Annotated in this window: 13 protein-coding genes; 5 read left to right on the forward strand and 8 right to left on the reverse strand. The window is 65.2% G+C overall.

The features are described 5' to 3' along the window. Positions 1-70 precede the first annotated feature (70 nt). The 5 genes from LJ655_RS06655 to LJ655_RS06675 all read left to right on the forward strand — a co-directional run bounded on the left by LJ655_RS06655 (position 71) and on the right by LJ655_RS06675 (position 5,353). A complete protein-coding gene (locus LJ655_RS06655) occupies positions 71-1,183 on the forward strand; it encodes an AI-2E family transporter (RefSeq protein WP_230560470.1) in 1,113 nt (370 codons plus the stop codon). A gap of 17 nt (positions 1,184-1,200) precedes the next feature. Continuing rightward, the gene (locus tag LJ655_RS06660) at positions 1,201-2,751 is read left to right on the forward strand and encodes an efflux transporter outer membrane subunit (RefSeq protein WP_425605777.1); all 1,551 of its coding nucleotides are present in this window, start codon (positions 1,201-1,203) and stop codon (positions 2,749-2,751) included. Further along, entirely contained in the window at positions 2,748-3,875 is a 1,128-nt protein-coding gene (locus LJ655_RS06665) for an HlyD family secretion protein (protein ID WP_230560471.1), read from the forward strand. The genes LJ655_RS06660 and LJ655_RS06665 overlap by 4 nt, the downstream gene beginning before the upstream one ends. 7 nt (positions 3,876-3,882) lie before the next feature. Beyond that, on the forward strand, positions 3,883-4,896 hold the full coding sequence (locus LJ655_RS06670; protein ID WP_230560472.1) for a DUF2955 domain-containing protein: 1,014 nt from the start codon (positions 3,883-3,885) through the stop codon (positions 4,894-4,896). 76 nt (positions 4,897-4,972) lie between these two features. Beyond that, on the forward strand, positions 4,973-5,353 hold the full coding sequence (locus tag LJ655_RS06675; RefSeq protein ID WP_230560473.1) for a potassium channel family protein: 381 nt from the start codon (positions 4,973-4,975) through the stop codon (positions 5,351-5,353). A 274-nt stretch (positions 5,354-5,627) separates the two neighbouring features. On the opposite strand, the gene LJ655_RS06680 is transcribed toward LJ655_RS06675, so the two are convergent. The 8 genes from LJ655_RS06680 to imuA form a co-directional block, all read right to left on the reverse strand. After that, entirely contained in the window at positions 5,628-6,095 is a 468-nt protein-coding gene (locus tag LJ655_RS06680; RefSeq protein WP_230560474.1) for a DUF4440 domain-containing protein, read from the reverse strand. A 117-nt stretch (positions 6,096-6,212) separates the two neighbouring features. Further along, a complete protein-coding gene (glgX, locus tag LJ655_RS06685) occupies positions 6,213-8,309 on the reverse strand; it encodes a glycogen debranching protein GlgX (protein WP_230560475.1) in 2,097 nt (698 codons plus the stop codon). Continuing rightward, positions 8,299-10,794 (reverse strand): glycogen/starch/alpha-glucan phosphorylase, encoded by a 2,496-nt coding sequence (locus LJ655_RS06690; protein WP_230560476.1) that lies wholly within the window; start codon positions 10,792-10,794, stop codon positions 8,299-8,301. The genes glgX and LJ655_RS06690 overlap by 11 nt, the downstream gene beginning before the upstream one ends. A 33-nt stretch (positions 10,795-10,827) precedes the next feature. Next, the gene (locus LJ655_RS06695; protein WP_230560477.1) at positions 10,828-13,224 is read right to left on the reverse strand and encodes a phosphoketolase family protein; all 2,397 of its coding nucleotides are present in this window, start codon (positions 13,222-13,224) and stop codon (positions 10,828-10,830) included. Between the two features lie 234 nt (positions 13,225-13,458). Continuing rightward, on the reverse strand, positions 13,459-14,418 hold the full coding sequence (locus tag LJ655_RS06700) for an SOS response-associated peptidase family protein (RefSeq protein WP_230560478.1): 960 nt from the start codon (positions 14,416-14,418) through the stop codon (positions 13,459-13,461). A 47-nt stretch (positions 14,419-14,465) separates the two neighbouring features. Beyond that, positions 14,466-17,615 carry an error-prone DNA polymerase gene (locus LJ655_RS06705; RefSeq protein ID WP_230560479.1) on the reverse strand — a complete coding sequence of 1,050 codons (3,150 nt, stop codon included), beginning with the start codon at positions 17,613-17,615 and terminating at the stop codon, positions 14,466-14,468. Between the two features lie 19 nt (positions 17,616-17,634). Continuing rightward, positions 17,635-19,104, reverse strand: coding sequence for a Y-family DNA polymerase (locus LJ655_RS06710; RefSeq protein ID WP_230560480.1), 1,470 nt, complete (start codon positions 19,102-19,104; stop codon positions 17,635-17,637). Next, on the reverse strand, positions 19,034-19,741 hold the full coding sequence (gene imuA / locus LJ655_RS06715) for a translesion DNA synthesis-associated protein ImuA (RefSeq protein WP_230560481.1): 708 nt from the start codon (positions 19,739-19,741) through the stop codon (positions 19,034-19,036). Before imuA ends, LJ655_RS06710 begins: the two co-directional genes overlap by 71 nt. Positions 19,742-19,750 lie beyond the last annotated feature (9 nt).

A 19,750-nucleotide genomic window follows, 5' to 3' on the forward strand; every position in this document is an offset into this window, starting at 1 on the left:
TTTTCGCGTCTTGCAGGCCTATCACGGAGTCGCCGCCGAACCGCGGCGCGACCTGGCGGGAGAAGAACCTATGCTGCTCACCCCGACGACCCAGCGAACTGCGTCGAGAGAGATGCTCGATGTACTGATCCGCGCCGGACTCATTGCGATCCTGGCCGTGTTCTGTTTCCGGATCTTCGCTCCGTTTCTCGACCTGATGGCCTGGTCGGTGATTCTCGCGATCACGCTCTATCCGCTCCAGGTCCTTCTGCGCCCTGTGTTCGGCGGCAAGGACGGTCTGGTCGCTACGCTGATCGTGCTCGTCGCGTTTGCCGTGATTCTCGTGCCGACCTACGTGTTGGGTCTCGCGGTAGGCGATTCGATCGAGAAATCGATAGCCATGTTCAAAAGCGGTGGCTTCCAGATTCCGCCTCCCGCGGAGTCGGTGTCGAGTTGGCCGGTGATCGGCCAGCGTGTGTACGACTTCTGGCTGCAGGCCTCGACGGACCTGACCGGCCTCGCGCAGAAATTCGCTCCGCAGCTCAAGGGGGCCGGCCTCGCTCTGCTTGCTACGTTGACGGGGCTCGGTGCCGCGCTGGTGATATTTTTCGTCGCGTTGATCGTTGCCGGAATCCTGATGGCTTATGGTGAGAACGGCTATCACAGCGCGGTGCAGATCGCCTCGCGCATCTCCGGCCCGGAGAACGGGACTCAGATCGCCGATTTGTGCACGGCGACGATTCGCGCGGTGGCGCAAGGGGTAGTGGGCATCGCGTTCATCCAGATGCTGCTGATCGGCATCGGCTTCATCGTGACGGGGATACCCGGCGCGGGGCTGCTCGCGCTGGCCGTGCTGCTCCTCGGCATCATGCAACTCCCGGCCACGCTGATCACCATTCCCGTGATCATTTTCGTGATCGTCACGGACGGCGTGAGCACCGCAACGATCCTCTTCTCGGTGTATGTCTTCGTCGCGGGCCTTTCCGATAACGTGCTCAAGCCCTTGTTGCTGGGCCGCGGCGTCGCGGTGCCGATGCCCGTCGTGCTGATCGGAGCGCTCGGCGGCATGGTGACGGGGGGCGTGATCGGGCTGTTCGTCGGGCCCGTGATGCTCGCGGTCGGCTATCAGCTGTTCTGGCGCTGGGTGAAGGACCAGCCGCAATCCCAGCAGCCTCAGCCGTCCCAGGAACAGAAACAGGCCTGACGCTCGAGGATGGCTCCGTGTCACCGCTCATGCGTCCGTATCGGGTCGCCGTGCTCTTCGGGGCGCTCGGTCTGAGCGGATGCATGCGGGTCGGCCCGGACTTTCAGCCGCGGCATGAAGCGTGGAGCGAACACTGGCGTAGCGAGTCGATCGCCCAGGTCACGCAGCAGGGCTTACAGCCCGATCTGCGCCAATGGTGGCTCATATTCGATGACCGGAACCTCGAACGGCTGATCGCCGAAGCCGACGCGAACAATGGTGACCTGAAGATCGCCGGGCTGCGCGTGCTCGAGGCACGCGCGCAGCTCGGCATTGCGCAGGCGGGACGCTATCCTCAGGTGCAACAGGCGAGCGCAGAGGCACTGGCTTCGGCGCGCAAACGCTCGGATGGATTCAATCCGCGCTCGGGCGCCTACGTGCAGTACGGCGCGGGCTTCAGCGTCGGCTGGGAGCTGGATTTCTGGGGGCGTTTCAGTCGCGCGATCGAGTCGGCCGACGCCGCGTTCTTCGCCGCGCAAGCCAATCGCGACGACGCGCTGGTTCTGCTGCACGCCCAGATCGCCGATACGTATTTCACGCTGCGCGTCGCGCAGGCGAGGCTGCGCATCGCTCGCGAGAACGCCCAGTTGCAAAAGCGCAGCTACGACATCGCTCAAAAGCTCTTCAAGGCCGGCGAGACCGATGAACTCGACTTCCAGCAGGCGAAGACGCAGTACCTGGGGACACTGAGCAGCATCCCCGATCTGGAAAGCCAGATCGTCCTTGCGCGTCACGCGCTGTCGGTGCTCCTGGGGCGACCGCCCGGTCCGCTGCCGGAGATCGAGGTCCAGGCCGGCAAGGAGGGCGTGGTGCCGCTCGTGGATCGCGCGGTGCTGCAGGACGTGCCGGCCGATCTCCTGTTGCGGCGCCCGGATGTTCGCTCCGCCGAGTATCAGATGGCGGCGCAGTCGGCCCTCATCGGCGTGGCAAAAGCGGATCTGTACCCGTCCGTGTCGTTGCTCGGCTCGCTCGTGTGGACCGCCAGTTCGCTCACGGGCGAACCGAGCACGCTGATTTTCGCGGCGGGCCCGAGCGTGACGTGGAACGTGTTCGATTACGGCAGGATCGCCAACAACGTGCGCGTTCAGGACGCACGGCTGCAGGAGTTGACGGTGGCTTATCAGAACACGGTGCGCGAGGCGGCGCGCGAGGCCGATGATGCCGCCACGGCGCTGATCGCCGCACTGCAGCGCGACACCATCCTGAACGACGCGCAAGGCGCGGCGCGGCGCTCGCTCACGCTCGCCAATACGGTCTACCGCGAAGGCTATTCGGACTTCCAGCGGGTGCTCGATGCGCAACGTGCGCTGTTCGCGCAGCAGGACGCGTACGTGGTCAATCGCAGCAACGCCGTCGGCAGCGTGATCGCGCTTTACAAGGCCCTCGGAGGAGGCTGGCAGACGCAACAGCCGCTCGTCGATGCGGCGACGAGCGCGCAGATGCGGCAACGCACCGACTGGGGCGATTTGCTGAACGACACGTCGCCGTCTTCCGCCGCGCCGGGTCAAGCCGAAGGGGCGCCACGATGAGCGATGCCCCCGAACCTCGAACGGCCGCCTCGCCGCAGCCGCCGGCGCAAGCTGCCGACCCTTCGGCCAAAGCGGTCCGATGGGTTGTCTGTCTGATCGTGCTGAGCTTGATCTGGTATCTGCTCGCCGACCGCTTCACGCCGTACACGCAACAGGCGCGAATCCAGGCCTACGTCATACCCGTCGCCGCCGAAGTGTCGGGACGCGTGACCCGGGTGTTCATCCATAACAACCAGCACGTCAACGCGGGGGACGTGCTGTTCGAAGTCGATAGCGAGTCCTACCGCATCGCCGCCGAGCGGGCGCGCGCCGATCTGGAGTCCACGCGCCGTCAGGTCGGCGCCAGCACGGCCGGTATCGACTCCGCGCTTGCCGGGTTGCGGGCCGCCATCGCGAACGAGGTCAAGGCGCGGCAGGACAGCGAACGGCTCGAGCGGCTCTATCGCGAAGACGAGGGCACCGTCTCGCTGCGACGCCTCGAGATCGCGCGGGCGACGCACGAACAGGCCCAGAGCCAGGTGGTCGGCGCGCAAGCCGAAGTCGAACGCGCCCGGGAGCAGCAAGGCGGAAACGAGGCCGAGAATGCGCAGTTGCGCAGCGCCGCCGGCGCGCTGGCAAAGGCCGAACTCGATCTCGCCAATGCACGCATCAGAGCCCGGTCGAGTGGCGTCGTGACCGATCTGCGCACGGAAGTCGGGCAGTTCGCGGCGGCGGGCAGCCCGGTCATGACGTTGATCGCGATCCGCGACGTGTGGATCAGCGCCGATATGACGGAGAACAATCTCGGCCATCTCAGACCGGGCACCCGTGTCGTGATCGCGTTGGATGGGTTGCCCGGCGAAGTGTTCGACGGGCGGATTCGCAGTATCGGCTATGGCGTGAGCGTGGGCCAGAGCACCCCAGCCGGCAGTTTGCCGACCGTGCAGAACAGCCGCGACTGGCTGCGTCCCGCGCAACGGTTTCCGGTGATCGTCGAATTCGACGAGAGCGAGCGTGCGCGCCTGCGCGATCTGCGTGTGGGAGGGCAGGCCGAAGTGATGGCATTTCCGACTCAAGGCAATCCGCTCAATCCGCTGGGACACGCCTTCATACGGGTGATGAGCTGGCTTTCCTACGTCTATTGAGAGACCTATGCAGCCCGTGATCCAGCGTCTCGGTAATCGCGCGATACGTGTTGCCACAGGAACGGCGCTTTCTCTTGCCATCAGCTTTGGGCTCGATTTCCCGATACCGGTCGTCGCGCCGGTATTCGCGGTGTTTCTGCTCGCCACGCAGAGCCGTCCGCTGTCGCTGAAGGCCGGACTGATTGTTTCGCTGGTCGTGGCGTCGACCACCGGCAGCGGCCTCATGCTCGTTCCGTTGCTTCGTCATTACGCGTGGGCCGGCGTGATGCTCGTCGGCCTCATGTTGTTCCTCGCGTTTCGTTATGGACTGCGCGGCGGTAACAACCTGGTCGCGACTTTTCTGGTCGCAGGACTGACGATGATTTCCGCCGCGGGCACGGCTGATTTCGAACTGGCCTTGACGGTCGTGGGCGCGCTGGCGAAGGGGCTTCTGCTGGCCGTGCTGGTGTCGACGCTGGCACACAGGCTGTTTCCCGAACGCACGGGCGCGCGCGAACAGCCGGTTGCGGGCGCGATGGCGGACGACCAGGCCGCCTATATCGCGCTGCGTGCCGCGCTCGTCGTCATGCCGGCCTATCTGCTCGCGATGACCGATCCGGCCAACTACATGCCGATCATCATGAAGTCCGTCAGTCTCGGCAGACAAACCTGCACGACGTCGGCCCGCAGCGCCGCACGCGATCTGATCGGCTCGACGCTGCTCGGCGGCCTGCTCGCCATTGCGTTCTGGTTCGCGCTCAGGCTGTTCGTGCATCTCTGGATGTTCTTTCTGTGGATGCTGCTGTGCGGCCTGTTCGTAGGACGCAAGCTCTACGGTCTTCAGCCGACCCGTTGTTCGCCGGGCTTCTGGCTGAACAGTCTCGTGACGATGATCATTCTGCTGGGGCAATCGGTGCAGGACAGCGTGGCGGGCAAGGACGTCTACACCGCGTTTGCGGTGCGCATGGGGCTCTTTCTGGCTGTCACGGTCTACGCGTGTTTGATGCTTCTGCTTTTCGAGCAGCGCCGCCGTGTGAAATGAGGCGCTGCGGTATGCCGCGCGCGGGGCCTGACTGATGGCCGCAATGCCGATCCGCTGATCGCGGAAGGAGCGCGCAATGGAAAATGCAAGAGACGATGGCACTGGCCGTCTTCGGGCCAGCGAGATCCTCAAGGAGATGGCGATGACGCTCTGGTATCTGAGAGCGATCCTGATTGGCCTGCTTCTTCTGTTCGTTTTGCTGACCTTCGGCATGTACTACTGGGGCGCACCTGTCGAGACAGCGAACCGGACGCCCTCATCGATCAGCGAAACCGTGTACTTCTGCGCGATCACCGCGCTGACGATCGGCTATGGCGACGTCGTGCCAACATCGACGTTCGGCCGGATCGACGCCGTATGCCTTGGGCTGATCGGATTGGTGTTCACCGGCTTGTTCGTGGCCGCGGCGGTACGCGGTGTGCAGGAGGCGGCGCAGCGGACGGAGCCGGGAGTTTAGCTTCGTTGCGAGCTGATCGCACCGCATTTCCCGCGGACGGATCTTCCTGTGCCGCCGGTGCACTGGAATCAGCGTGATCGGTGGCCGGTTGGGTCGGCGTTGCAGCAGTGGAATCGGACATCCGTCGCTCCTTTATCGATTCAAGCCAGGACGGCCTTGCGTCGCTTCGGGTTGCCTCATGGCAGCTCTTCGGGCTCGCGAAAGAGGGGCACGGCCCCGTCACGCAACTGATGAGCGCGCTGTGTGCCGGGCGTGGCTCGACTGAGCGCGGGGGCTATTGGCCCTCTGGCATTTTCGACGAATGATGGCTGGTAATGAGCCACTTGTGTCCATCCCAGGCGTAGGTGAACGTATAGCGCGCCTTGACAACCGAGCCGTCCGCAAACTTGAAGGAATAGAGCCCCGAGTCGATCGCGGTGTTGCATTCGATCATGATGTCGCTGAAGTCGATCGTGCCGACTGGCTTGTTTTCGAGGAAGTGTTTGAAGTAGTCGAGCTTTTCGTCCGCAGTCAAACGCGGCTTGTTCGAGACGGTCGGCAGCAGGATCGAGTGCGGCGCATAGTTCGCCACGACCTTCTGCGGGTCGCCGGTTTTCAGCGAGTCGTTCCAGCGATCGAACAGCGCGGAAATCTGCTTCTTCGAGGTGGGATGGCAGGCTTCCGACCTCGCGAATGCGCCGCCGTGGAGCGCGAGCGCAACCATCGCAACAACGACGGACGGCCCGGATACGCTGATTCTCATGATGCCCTTCGCGATTCGTTGCGGGTGGATTCTTCCGCCAGTAAATCGGATGTACGCCTGAGCTATCCGCCACAGCATCGGCGTTACAGGACAAGGGCCCGTTTTATTTGTGCCGGTTCAGCCCGCTTCTTCCAGAACCACGACGCTGCGCGCCTCCACGCGACATTGTTCGCTCTCGATGGCGGCCTGTTGCGCAGATTGCACGATGTCATGCGGCGCGTCGCGCGCGGTATCGACGATACGACGCCAGTGCTGCCCGTCGGGCGCGGGTAGCTGGACCGTGCACGCGCCATCGTCCATGTTGAAGACGGCGTGCAGCGCAGGTTCGCCGGGCGCTTCGCCGCCCAGCGTGACGACGAGAAGCCGTGCGCGCGGATCGTGCCAGCCCGGCTCGTGCAGGCGCTCGCCGTGCCATGCCACATCCGGTCGGGTCTGCCCGGGCGAGGGGCGCCCGGTGAGGAAACGTCGCCGGCGCAGACTCGCGTGGCGCTTGCGCAGCGCAATCAGCGCCTGCACGAAGCGCAACATGGCCGAGCCGGACTCCGTGGGCGTCCAGTCGAACCAGCTCAGCGCGTTGTCCTGACAATACGCGTTGTTGTTGCCGCGCTGGCTGCGCAGCACCTCGTCGCCCGCGAGCATCATCGGCACGCCCTGGCTCAGAAACAGGAGGGCCATCAGGTTGCGCGCCTGACGGTGCCGCAGACCGAGAATCCTCGCGTCGCCGGTCTCGCCCTCGGCTCCGCAGTTCCACGACAGGTTGTCGGAGGTGCCGTCGCGATTCTCGTCGCCGTTGGCTTCGTTGCGCTTCGACTCGTAGCTCACGAGATCCATCAGCGTGAAACCGTCGTGGCACGTCACGTAGTTGATGCTGTTGTTGGGCAGCCGGCCGTCGTCCGCATAGAGGTCCGAACTGCCGGCGATGCACGTGGCGACCTCCCCGATGATTCCCGGGTCGCCGCGCACGAAACGGCGAATCACGTCCCGATAGCGGCCGTTCCACTCGGCCCAAGCCATGCCGGGAAAGGCGCCGACCTGATACATCCCGGCGGCGTCCCATGCCTCCGCGATCAACGGCACGTGCGAGAGCACACGCGAAGACTCGATCGCCCAGGGCAGCGGTGGATCGGGCATCAGCTCGCCGCGCTGGTCGCGCGCGAAGACACTCGCGAGGTCGAACCGGAAGCCATCGACGCCCAGCCGTACCACCCAGTATTCGAGGCAGTGAACGATGAACGTCGTCACCAGTGGATGGTTGCAATTGACCGTGTTGCCGCAGCCGGTGTAGTCCCGATAGCGGCGCCGGTCGGCCGCGTCGAGGTGGTAAAAAATATCGTTCCCGAGGCCCTTGAAGTTGATGATGGGTCCCGTCTCGCCTGCTTCGGCCGTATGGTTGAACACCACGTCGAGCAGCACGCCAATGCCGGCGGTGTGCAACGCGTCGGTGAGGGCGCGAAACTCCTGCGGCGCGCGCGCGGGGTCGCGGCAGTATCGAGGATGCGGACTGTAGTAGCTATGCGTGCTGTAACCCCAGTAGTTGGTCAGTCCGCGTGCCGCCGCGGCGGGCGGAACGTCCTGCTCGTCGAAGGCCATCACGGGCAGCAGCTCGACGTGAGTCACACCGAGTTGCTTGAGGTACGGAATCTTCTCGATCAGGCCGGCGAAGGTGCCGGGATGCTCCACGCCACTCGACGCATGACGCGTGAAGCCGCCGACATGCAGTTCGTAGATGAGCGCGTCGTCGAGCCCGCGCGAGACGAGCGTGGAGCACACGGGCAGCGTTTCCGTCACGATCGCGCGGTGCGTTGCGTGCCCGGCGGGACTCGGCTTGCCGGGAGGAGGCCGCGTCCACAGAGCGTCGCTGACCGCGCGGGCATCCGGGTCGAGGAGCTCCCTGTCGGGATCGAACCGCTCGCCGCTTGACTGCGTCTCCCGCGGACCGTCCACCCGCCATGTGTAGTGCGTGCCGATCGGCAACGCTTCCACCATCACATGCCAGAAGAAGAAGGTTCGATTGGTGTCGGCAGCGAGCGTGACGATCTGAAACGGCTCGGGGCTGTCGGCAGCCTCATACAGCAGCAACTCAACGCGCGTCGCGTGGCGGCAGAAAATGCAGAAATTGATGCCGCCGGGCACCTCGCTCGCGCCTGGCGGAAAACGCGACCCGGGGCGAACCGCATACGCGCGGCTCGATCCCGTTTCAGGCTCATCGATCAAGGGCGATCCTCACCGGGCGGATGTTCCAGATCTTCTTGCAGTATTCGTCGATGGAGCGGTCGGAAGAGAACTTGCCCGCGCGCGCCGTGTTCAGGATCGACATGCGGGTCCAGCGCCGCGTGTCCTGCCAGGCGGCGCTGACGTCGTCCTGGCGCGCCACGTAGGCGGCGTAATCGGCGAGCACGAGAAACGGGTCCGCCTGCATCAGATTGTCGATGAGCGGGCGGAACATCTCGCGATCTCCGCGCGAGAAATGACCGGAGGCGATCAGGTCCAGCACTTCGCCCAGTTCCGCGTTCTCCTTCACGTAGGCCGCGGGGTGATAACCGTCATGCTTGACGCGTTCCACCTCGTCGGCGGACAGGCCGAACAGGAAGAAGTTGTCGTCGCCGACTTCTTCACGGATTTCGATATTGGCCCCGTCCAGCGTGCCGATCGTCAGCGCACCGTTCATCATGAACTTCATGTTGCCGGTGCCCGATGCTTCCTTGCCGGCCGTCGAAATCTGCTCGGACAGATCGGCGGCGGGGTAGATGAAGTGAGCATTCTTCACATTGAAGTCCGGATAGAACACCACCTTCAGCCGCCCGTTCACCAGCGGGTCGTTATTCACGACTTCGGCGATGCCGTTGATCAAACGGATGATGAGCTTGGCCATCGCATAGCCGGGCGCCGCCTTGCCGCCGAATACGAAGCAGCGCGGTGTCAGCGCCAGTTGCGGGTTGCGCAGCAGGCGCCGGTACAGCGTGACGATCAGGAGCGCGTTCAGATGTTGCCGCTTGTATTCATGGATGCGCTTGACCTGCACGTCGAACAGCGCGGCAGCATCGACGCCGATGCCCGTCGCGTTGCGGATGCGCGCGGCGAGCACGGCCTTGTTCGATTGCTTCACGCGAGCCCAGCGCTCCTGAAACGCGGCGTCGTCGGCATACGCTTCGAGCTTGCGCAGTTGCGCGAGATCGGTCTCCCAGCCGCTGCCGACGGTTTCGTCGAGCAGCCGCGCGAGCGCCGGATTGGAGAGCAGCAGGAAGCGGCGCGGCGTGACGCCGTTCGTGACGTTGTAAAAACGCTCGGGCCACAATTCGGCGAAGTCTCGCAACACGGTCTGCTTGAGCAGCCTGGAATGCAGTTCGGCCACGCCGTTGATCGCGTAGCTGCCCACCGTCGCCAGGTGCGCCATGCGCACGAGCTTGTCGCCGCGCTCGTCGATCAGCGACATGCGTGCGACGCGCGCTTCATCGCCCGGATAGCGTTGCCGGACCTCTTCGACGAAGCGCCGGTTGATCTCATAGATGATTTCGAGCAGGCGCGGCAGCAGGTTGCGCATGAGCGGCAGCCCCCAGGTTTCGAGCGCTTCGGGCAGCAGCGTGTGATTGGTGTAAGCGAGCGCGCGCCGCGTGATGTCCCAGGCGTCGTCCCACGGCACCTGCCGCTCGTCCACCAGCAGACGCATCAGTTCGGCGACGGCGATCGACGGGTGCGTGTCGTTCAGCTGCACGCTGAACATCTGGGCGAAGCGTTCGACCGGTTCGCCCTTGAGCTCGAGCAGGCGCAGCATGTCCTGCAGCGAGCAGGACACGAAGAAATATTGCTGCGCAAGGCGCAGGCGCTTGCCGGCCTCGGGCTCGTCGTTCGGATAGAGCACCTTCGACAGCGTCTCGGAGATGACCTTCTCGTTGACGGCCTCGTAATAGTCACCGGCGTTGAAGTCTTGCAGGTCGAACGACTCGACCGCCTCGCTCTTCCACAGCCGCAAGGTGTTGCACGTGTTGACGCGATAGCCGGGCACGGGCGTATCGCAAGCCACGCCTTTGACTTGCCGCGTGGGCGTCCAGCGCACGCACAGGCGCCCTTGTGCATCGGTTTCGTTGTGGGTGTGGCCGCCGAACCCTACGTAGTACGCGACCTCGGGGCGCACGATCTCCCATGGATTGCCCTTTTGCAGCCACTTGTCGGTGGTTTCGACCTGCCAGCCGTCGCGGATCTGCTGATCGAAGATGCCGAACTCGTAGCGGATCCCATAGCCGACGGCGGGTATTTCCAGGGTCGCGAGCGAATCCAGATAGCAGGCCGCGAGCCGGCCAAGCCCGCCATTGCCGAGCCCCGGTTCTTCTTCGATCGCGAGCAGGGTGTCGAGCTCGATGCCGAGCGCGCGCAGCGCATCGCGTGCGTTGGCCTCGATGCCGAGATTGACGAGGTTGTTGCCGAGTTGCGGGCCGATCAGGAACTCGGCGGAAAGGTAGCAGGCCACCCGCACATCGTGTGCGGCGTAAGTCTGCACGGAGGCTGCCCAGCGGGCCAGCATGCGGTCGCGCACGCTGTAGGCGAGCGCCATGTACCAGTCATCCGGGCGGGCGATCGCCGGATAGCGGCCCCCCAGGCACAGCAGATTGTCGAGCACGCCGCGCTGGAGCGCCGTGGCGCTCAGGCCGGTGCGTGCCGCATCCGCGTCGGGCGGCGGGGGCGTAGTGGGAGCGTCGGCCATGGTGCTGTTCCCGGTGCATGCTGCGTATGACGTTCAGAACGGCCAGACCCAGTCGGCGACCTCGGCGCGGTCCGTGCCGTGCGTATGCGCGTAGTTGAGGTTGCTGACGATCGCGTTTCTCATGTCTTCCCTGAGATGCGCCGATCTGTCCTGCAAACGCGGCACGCGGTCGAGCACGTCGATCACCAGATTGAAGCGGTCGACCTGATTGAGAATCGCCAGTTCGAGCGGTGTGTTGATGTTGCCTTTCTCCTTGTAGCCGCGCACGTGCAGATTCTCGTGATTGCGAAAGCGATAGGCGAGCTTGTGAATCAGCCACGGGTAACCGTGGAAATTGAAGATCACCGGCTTGCTGGTGGTGAACAGGCTGTCGAACTCGCGTTCGGTCGAGCCGTGCGGGTGCTCGGTCGCCGGCTGCATCCTGAACAGGTCCACCACGTTGACGAAACGCAGCTTGAGTTCGGGCAGGCGTTCGCGCAGGATCGCCGTGGCCGCCAGCGCTTCCTGGGTGGCGACGTCGCCGCACGAGGCCATCACCACGTCCGGTTCGGCGTCCTCGTCGTTGCTCGCGCGCCGCCACACGCCGATGCCTTTGGCGCAGTGCACGAAGGCTTCGTCGATGGTCGTGAATTGCAGGTGTTTCTGCTTGTCGGCCACGATGACGTTGATGCAGTCGGTGGTGCGCAGGCAATGGTCGGCGACCACCAGCAGCGTGTTCGCGTCGGGCGGGAGATAGACGCGGGTGACCGACGGGCTCTTGTTGGTGACGAGATCGATGAAGCCGGGGTCCTGATGCGAGAAGCCATTGTGATCCTGCCGCCATACGGTGGAGGACAGCAGTATGTTCTCCGCCGACACCCACGCGCGCCAGGGCACGTGATTCCTGCTGATGTCGAGCCACTTCGCGTGCTGATTGAACATCGAATCCACGACGTGCGCAAACGCTTCGTAGGTATGGAAGAAGCCGTGGCGGCCCGTCAGCAGATAGCCTTCGAGCCACCCCATCAGCGTGTGCTCCGAGAGCATTTCCATCACGCGTCCGTCGCGTGCGAGTTCGCCGCCGTCCTCGTCCTCGGGAAGCATGTCGGCCATCCACACCTTCTTGCTGACCTCGTAGATCGATTGCAGACGGTTCGACGCCGTTTCGTCCGGGCCGAACACGCGGAAGGTGTTCATATTGCAGCGCATCGTGTCGCGCAGAAATTCGCCGAGCGGCCGCGTGTTCTCGCGCAGCACCTTGCCCGCGTGCTGCACATCCACGGCGTACGCGCGCACGTCGGGCAGCTTCAGCTCGCGGCGCAGGATGCCGCCGTTCGCGTGCGGATTGGCGCTCATGCGCCGCGGGCCTTCGGGAGAGAGTGCCTTGAGCGCGGGGATCAGCGTGCCGTTGGCGTCGAAAAGTTCGTCGGGCCGGTAGCTGCGCATCCACTGTTCGAGCACTTCGAGATTCGCGGAGTTGGTGCGCACATCCGCGAACGGCACCTGGTGCGAGCGCCATGAGCCTTCGACCTTGTGGCCGTTGATCTCCTTCGGTCCGCTCCAGCCCTTGGGCGTGCGCAGCACGATCATCGGCCAGAGCGGCCGCTCCAGATTGCCCTTCTCGCGTGCCTGCTGATGGATCTCGCGAATTTCGCCGAGCACGGTGTCGAGCGTGTGCGCCATCTTCTGATGCATTTCCGCGTGATCCGATCCTTCGACGAAATGCGGGGTGTATCCATACCCGAGAAAGAGCGCTTCCAGTTCCCGGCTGCTGATGCGCGACAGGATGGTCGGATTGGCGATCTTGTAGCCGTTCAGATTGAGGATCGGCAGCACGGTGCCGTCGCGGGCCGGATTGATGAACTTGTTCGAATGCCACGCGGTGGCAAGCGGCCCGGTCTCCGCCTCGCCATCGCCGACCACGCAGGCCACGATGAGGTCGGGGTTGTCGAGCACGGCGCCATACGCGTGCGAGAGGCTGTAGCCGAGTTCGCCGCCCTCATGGATGGATCCGGGTGTCTCCGGCGTCACATGCGAACCGATATGGCCGGGGAACGAGAACTGCTTGAAGAACTTCTGCATGCCCTCGGCATCTTCACTCTTGTCGGGATAGATCTCGGAGTAAGTGCCTTCGAGGTAGGTGGGGCCGAGCACGCCCGGTGCGCCGTGTCCGGGACCTGCCATGAAAACGACATCGAGGTCGTCGCGTTTGATCGCGCGGTTCAGATGCGCCCAGACGAACGACAAGGCCGGGCTCGCGCCCCAGTGTCCGAGCAGGCGATGCTTGATGTGTTCGACTTTCAGCGGCTCGCGCAACAGCGGGTTGTCGAGCAGATAAATCATGCCGACCGAAAGATAGTTGCATGCGCGCCACCACGCATCGATCAGTTGAAGTTCGTCGCTGCCGAGCGCGGTCTGCTGCGAAGCGTCCGCCGCGGAATGTTTGCCCATGCCGACCTCTCCTGTATGTGCAGCCTGAACCCGAGGGTATGGATCGTGCCGGGTGCGCTGCGCAGGCGCTTCGATGAGTGATGGGGTCCGAGTCGCGCCTGTTGGCGGACCTCTACAACGGGGTAGTCTTCGTCAACCGGTGAACATTCAATAACGCAGGATATGTTACTGCGCGCAGATTGCAAGGATGATCCGTCGGCGTGTCGAGCGGCTTGCAGAGCCGCATTGGCGCATTCACGCCGCGATCCGATGCTCGTAAAACGGCCGGTCCCGATTGTCGAGAATCGCGTACAGCGCGCCCAGATCGCGCGGATCGGGATTCAACCACGCGTCGATATGCTCAGGCTTGATCGGAATGATGCAGCGATCATGCCCCGCGGCGGCGACCTCGGGTGGCGGCTCGTCGGTGATCGCCGCGAAGGACAATAAATCCGGCTCGCCTTTGCCGCTCCAGCGGGACCATAAGCACGCGATCAGCATGTCGTGAGGCGGGCTGGGCCTGAACTCGAGCCGGACGTTTTCATCCTTCTCGCCGGGCGCCAGTTCACGGCCTTCCATCCGCGCGCGCGACACGTTCTCATAGAAGGCACTCGCCAGAACCAGTCCATGCGAATAGCCGAATAGCGTTTTCCAGAAACCTTCGAGACTGTCGCGGCGGGCGTTGTACGTGCCGGGATAGCGGGCGTCGTACGAGGCGGGCTTGCCGGCGAGGCGGCACTGATAGCGCATCGGCTTGACGACGCGCTGGCCGTTTTCCAGCACCATCACAGGCGCGTAGTAGCCGGGGAAGATGCGCGAGTCGGCTGCTTTGGGATCGCTGCGCCCGAGGTCTTCGAGCCGCTCGAGCGTGCGCTCGATCTTGTCTTGCGCGATCCGCTTGCTCTCGCTGGCCGCCTTGGTGACTTTGGTCTGCAGCGAGCGCTCGGCATCGGCGAGGCGGGTGCGCTGTTTGAACAGTTCCTGTTCGAGCTTCGCGGTTTGCTGCGATCTGAAGCGCCCAATCAGCGCCCAGACTTCCCGTTCCGCGTCGGAGTGCGGCTCCGAGAAGGCGTCTTCCATCGCTTTGGGAATTCTGGCCTGACTGTCCTGTGCACGTTCGAAGAAAAGACGCGCGAATTCTTCGATGCTCATCTGCGCGCCGAACATGCGGACATAGCGGCGGTAGTCCGCCTGGATCTGAGCCGAATAGCACATGGAGGCCTCCGTTTGCTGTGTCGATGATACGCATTTGCGCGCTCCCGTCAGCAGAAATCTCGACTCACTGTCTGCAAGCCGCCCAGCAGATGAGACATGTCGACGAGGCGCTGCGCCACGAGGTGCCGTACTTCCCCCTGACACTGCCATGTGCCGTACACGGCGAGCAGCGCCGCGCCCAACGCCTCCTTGCGCTGCTTTTCGAGCAGGCTCGGCCAGATGATCACGTTGACGTTGCCGGTCTCGTCTTCGAGCGTGACGAACACGACGCCCTTGGCCGTGCCGGGACGCTGGCGGACCGTCACCAGTCCACAGCCGCGCGCGAGGCGGCCGTCGCGATAGGTCCGCAGCGTCGAGGCCGGCATCAGCCGGTGCGCGAGCAACTGCGGCCTGAGCAGTTCCAGCGGATGGCGGTTCAGCGTCAGGCCGAGCGAGCGATAGTCCGCCACGATGTCGTTCGCTTCGCTCGGCGCGCCCAGCTCCGGTGTTTCGTCCGGAGTCGCCGCGGCCGCGAGCAGATCCTTGTCCGGCACCGCGGCGACCGATTGCCACAGCGCTTCGCGGCGGTTTCCCGCGAGCGATGCCAGCGCATTCGCCTGCGCGAGCGCATGCAGGTCCTTGCGGTCGAGCTGCGCGCGGCGCGCGAGATCGTTGACGCTCGCGAACGCCCGCACCGCGCGCGCGTTCTCGATCCGCTCGGCGGCGCCGTCCTTCATGCCGCGCACGAGCGAAAGACCGAGCCGCACGGCGGGACGCGCCGCGCCCGCATGGGCTTCGAGCGATGAATCCCAGCCGCTCACCGTCACATCGACCGGCAATACCTTGACGCCATGCCGCTGCGCATCCTGAACCAGTTGCGACGGCGAATAGAAGCCCATCGGCTGGCTGTTCAGCATCGCGGCGAGAAAGGCCTCGGGCTCGTGACACTTGAGCCAGCTGCTCGCATAGACGAGCAACGCGAAACTGGCCGCGTGACTTTCGGGGAAGCCATATTCGCCGAAGCCCTTGATCTGCTCGAAGATCGCCTCCGCGAAGGCCTGGTCGTAGCCGCGCGCCTGCATGCCGAGCACGATGCGGTCGTAGTATTTTTCGAGGCCGCCCTTGCGTTTCCAGGCGGCCATCGCGCGCCGCAACTGGTCGGCTTCGCCCGCGGTGAAGCCGGCCGCGAGAATCGCCACCTGCATCACCTGCTCCTGGAAGATCGGCACGCCGAGCGTGCGGCCCAGCGCGGTCTTCAAGTCCTCGCTCGGATAGGTCTCGGGCTCGAAGCCCTGGCGGCGCTGCAGATACGGATGCACGGCGCCGCCCTGAATCGGACCCGGCCGCACGATCGCGACTTCGATGACGAGGTCGTAGAACTTGCGCGGCCGCATGCGCGGCAGCATGCTCATCTGCGCGCGCGATTCGATCTGGAACACGCCGACTGTATCGGCGGCCGAAATCATCGCGTAGGTCGCCTCGTCCTCGGCGGGGATGTCCTGCATCTCGAAGCGTTCGCCGCGCTGCTCCGAAACGAGGTCGAGCGTGCGCCGGATCGCCGACAGCATGCCGAGCGCGAGCACGTCGACCTTCAGTAAGCCTAATGATTCGAGATCGTCCTTGTCCCACTCGATCACCGATCGGTCCGCCATCGCCGCGTTTTCCACCGGCACGAGCCGTGTGAGCTTGCCGCGGCTGATCACGAAGCCGCCCGAATGCTGCGACAGGTGGCGCGGAAAATTCAGCAGTTGCGAGGCGAGCTTCGCCCATGCCTGAATCAGGGGCTTGTCCGGATCGAGGCCGGATTCCGCGAAGCGCGCGAGCAGACCCTCGCTGGTATCGAACCAGTGATGCGACTTCGCGACCGCATCGACGATCTGCGGATCGACGCCGAGCGCCTTGCCGGTTTCACGCAGTGCTCCGCGCGGACGATAGGTCGACACCGCCGCCGCGATCGCCGCCCGGTCGCGGCCGTACTTGCGGTAGATGTACTGGATCACTTCTTCGCGCCGCTGGTGCTCGAAGTCGACGTCGATATCGGGCGGCTCGCCGCGCTCCTTGCTGATGAAGCGCTCGAACAGCATGTTGCCGCGCGCGGGGTCCACTTCGGTCACGCCGAGGCAATAGCAGACCGCCGAGTTCGCCGCCGATCCGCGCCCCTGACACAGAATGTGCTGGCTGCGCGCGAAGCGGACGACGTCATAAACCGTCAGGAAATACGGCTCGTACTGCAGGTCCGCGATCAGTTCGAGTTCGTGCTCGATCTGCTGCTGCACCTGATGCGGAATCCCCGCCGGAAAACGCCGCTGCGCGCCGATGTAGGTTTCCTGGCGAAGATACGAGGCCGGCGTGTGGCCGGGCGGCACCAGCTCGTCCGGATACTCGTAGCGCAACTCGTCGAGCGAAAACGTGCAGCGGCTCATGATGTCGAGCGTCGCGGCCAGCGCGTCTTGCGGGTACAGGTTGGCGAGCCGCAACCGCGAGCGCAGATGCTGCTCGGCGTTCGGCGCGAGCTCATAGCCGCACTCATGGACCGGTTTGCCGACCCGGATCGCGGTCATCGTGTCCTGCAGCGGCTTGCGCGAGCGCACGTGCATCACGACTTCGCCGAGCGCGACCACCGGCACGTCACGGCTCCTCGCGACGAACTCGACCGCGCCGCGATGCAGGTCGTCCATCGCGCGTTGATGGAGCACGAGGCCGACCCATGCGCGGCCGGTAAACGTGTCGTCGAGCCATTCGACCTGCGCGTCGAGCGCGTCTTCGCTGGCCGGGAAATCCGGTACGAGAATCGCGATGCAGTCGGGCATGCCGAGCAGGTGGCGATACGCCTTTTCCGGCCGCGACAGATCCTGCGGCGTGAGCCGGTATTCGCCCTTGGGCGCGCGCATGCGCGCCAGCGTGATGAGCTCGGACAGATTGCCGTAGCCGTTGCGGTTGCGGGCGAGCAGGATCAGGCCGAACGCCGGCGAACCATCGGCATTGACGAGCCGGAAATACGCGCCGACGATGAACGGCAGCTTCGCTTCCTTCGCCGCGACATGCGCGCGCACGACACCCGCGAGCGAGCACTCGTCAGTGATCGCGAGCGCGGAGTAGCCGAGTTGCGCGGCACGCCCGGCCAGTTCCTCGGCGTGCGAGGCGCCCCGCAGAAACGTGAAGTTGGAAAAGCAGAACAGTTCGGCGTACGCCGGCAGCATCGTGAAGGGGGTGTCCATGGCCGTTCATCCGCGTCTATCAGCCGAACAGGCCATGAAGGAACCAGCGTTGCTCTTCTTCCGCGTCGCGGCTGCTCACGCGTTCGCGATAGATCCAGTAGCAGCTCTGGTCGTCGGCCTGCGCGACGAAGTAGTCGCGCGTGACGAGCTCGCCGTCGAACCAGCCGCTCTCGATGCGCTCGCCCGGCGACACCATCCGTAAAGGCGATCCATAGAACGGGCGGTGCTGGCGCATCAGCAGACGCACGGGCGTGTCGAGCATCCAGGTCGGGCGGGGCAGATTCTGCGGCAGCGCATTGGGCTTGACCGGCTGCGACACCGGCAGCCAGCGGTTCGCGATCTCCGGGCGATGATCGGCGCTCGGCGCGGGCTTCAGCACGTTCTCTTCGCCGAGCCGCGCGACCAGCAGTTCGAGCAGGCGCTCGTGATCCTCCTTCGAGCCGCCCGGTTCGGGAAAGAGCGTGTCGGACGCGGGCGCGGCCGGCTCGACGTTCGATGCATCGAGCCGCAACGCAATCACGGGCGCGGCGAGCTCGATACGATGCAGCCGCTCCTTCAGCAGGCGCATCAGATGTTCTTCGCGCCAGGTGGGCTCGCCGAGTGCGATGTCGATGGTGGTCGGCTCGATCGCATTGCGGCCGCGCTCGTGTTCGAGCGACAGGCGAATGCCGGAGACCGCGAGCTGTTTCGCGCACAGCCAGCCGCACAGTTGCACGACGAGCCGCTGCGCGCCGAACACCGCGCCATCCGCGTGTTCGAGCCGGTCCGGCATCTCGATGCGAGCGCTGAACGTGGGCGGCAACTCGAGCCAGTCGAACAGTTCGGGCGCGGTGCCGAACGCGCGGTCGAGCGAATCGAGCAGATGTTCGCCGCAGCGGCGCTGCAAGCCGGCGCGGGGCAGGCGGCGCAGATCGGCGATGCGCTCGCAGCCGAGGCCCGTGAACCAGTCGGCGAACGGGCGGACTTCGGGCACGGCGAGCATCGGCAGAACCGACAGGCGCCGTTCGAGCGACGCGAGCTTCAGCACGCGCCGGTTGCCATACTGCGCGAGCAGCCATGCGCCCTGGCCGGTCGGCGCGGCACTGATGCGCGCGGTGAAGCCGAGCGCAGCCAGCACCGCCTTCGCGTCGCGGCACAGCGCGAGCAGGCCGCCGAAGAGCCGCAGACTCGCGCCGATCTCGACCGCGACCGTCGCTTCGTCGAGCAACGCGACTTCGGGCGAGAAGCGCATCAGCGCGATGCCCACCTCGCGATGGGCCGCCGCCTCGCGGCCGCCATCGCGCTCGAACATCTCCGTTTCCGGCGACAGCGTCAGCACGCCCCCGCGCTTCATGCCGGGACGCACGCCCGCCGAGCGCGCGGCGGCGTCGGCCATGATCACCCTGTCTTTCTCCAGCACCGCGCAGCCATGCGCGGGCTCAGGCGACCACTTCGGCCTGAAGACCTCGAGCGGCAACTTTGGCAGATGAACGGCGAGAAAGACGCGCATGTCGGGAAAGCAGAACGGGAGTGGGTTGAAGGGGAATCGACAGGGGCTCTGCGCGAGCGGGCCCTCGTCGTTTCACGATGTCGATGGTGAGACCCTCGGCCGATGGCCTGAGCGCGAGCCGCAGCAGCGCGGGCGAGGCGTCCTGCGCGGTGGCGAGCGGCCGCACCATGATGAAGAGCGTCTCCGACGACTGCGCCGCCAGATGCAGACGGCGCAGCGACGACGCTTGCGCGTACTGCGCCCAGAAGATCAGCGCGCCGCAACTGCCGGCGCGCAGGATCTGTTCGGCGGCCCACAGCGCGTCGGCGGTTTTCGGCGCATTGATGCGCAGCACCTGCTGCAGCGACAGGCCGATGTAGTTGAGCCCGAGGCCGTCCGGCGTGTGCGGCGGCTGCACGAAGGCGATTGGACGCTCGCCGACGGCGCTGAGCGCCGGCCGCAATAGCCGCAGCTCGCCGACGCCGGCCTGCTGCACGAGCAGATCGACCAGCGCGCCGAGCGGCCAGCCGCCGCCGGGCAATTCCGCCGACAGGGCCGGATAGCCGGTATCGACGCTGCGGCCGCGCCCGGCGCCAAGCTGGGACGCCCGCCACAGGGACGGGTGAATGGCTTCCGGAGCGGGCAGGGCGGCTGTCATTTGCGAAAA

It is taken from the genome of Paraburkholderia translucens, from assembly GCF_020881035.1.
GTDB classification, from domain to species: domain Bacteria; phylum Pseudomonadota; class Gammaproteobacteria; order Burkholderiales; family Burkholderiaceae; genus Paraburkholderia; species Paraburkholderia translucens.

What these genes read in the sequence shown, in the direction of transcription:
- LJ655_RS06655 (WP_230560470.1), top strand. Translation starts at nt 71, where the DNA reads ATGCTGCTCACCCCGACGACCCAGCGAACTGCGTCGAGAGAGATGCTC.
- LJ655_RS06665 (WP_230560471.1), top strand. Translation starts at nt 2,748, where the DNA reads ATGAGCGATGCCCCCGAACCTCGAACGGCCGCCTCGCCGCAGCCGCCG.
- LJ655_RS06670 (WP_230560472.1), top strand. Translation starts at nt 3,883, where the DNA reads ATGCAGCCCGTGATCCAGCGTCTCGGTAATCGCGCGATACGTGTTGCC.
- LJ655_RS06675 (WP_230560473.1), top strand. Translation starts at nt 4,973, where the DNA reads ATGGAAAATGCAAGAGACGATGGCACTGGCCGTCTTCGGGCCAGCGAG.
- LJ655_RS06680 (WP_230560474.1), bottom strand. Translation starts at nt 6,095, where the DNA reads ATGAGAATCAGCGTATCCGGGCCGTCCGTCGTTGTTGCGATGGTTGCG.
- LJ655_RS06690 (WP_230560476.1), bottom strand. Translation starts at nt 10,794, where the DNA reads ATGGCCGACGCTCCCACTACGCCCCCGCCGCCCGACGCGGATGCGGCA.
- LJ655_RS06695 (WP_230560477.1), bottom strand. Translation starts at nt 13,224, where the DNA reads ATGGGCAAACATTCCGCGGCGGACGCTTCGCAGCAGACCGCGCTCGGC.
- LJ655_RS06700 (WP_230560478.1), bottom strand. Translation starts at nt 14,418, where the DNA reads ATGTGCTATTCGGCTCAGATCCAGGCGGACTACCGCCGCTATGTCCGC.
- LJ655_RS06705 (WP_230560479.1), bottom strand. Translation starts at nt 17,615, where the DNA reads ATGGACACCCCCTTCACGATGCTGCCGGCGTACGCCGAACTGTTCTGC.
- LJ655_RS06710 (WP_230560480.1), bottom strand. Translation starts at nt 19,104, where the DNA reads ATGCGCGTCTTTCTCGCCGTTCATCTGCCAAAGTTGCCGCTCGAGGTC.
- imuA (WP_230560481.1), bottom strand. Translation starts at nt 19,741, where the DNA reads ATGACAGCCGCCCTGCCCGCTCCGGAAGCCATTCACCCGTCCCTGTGG.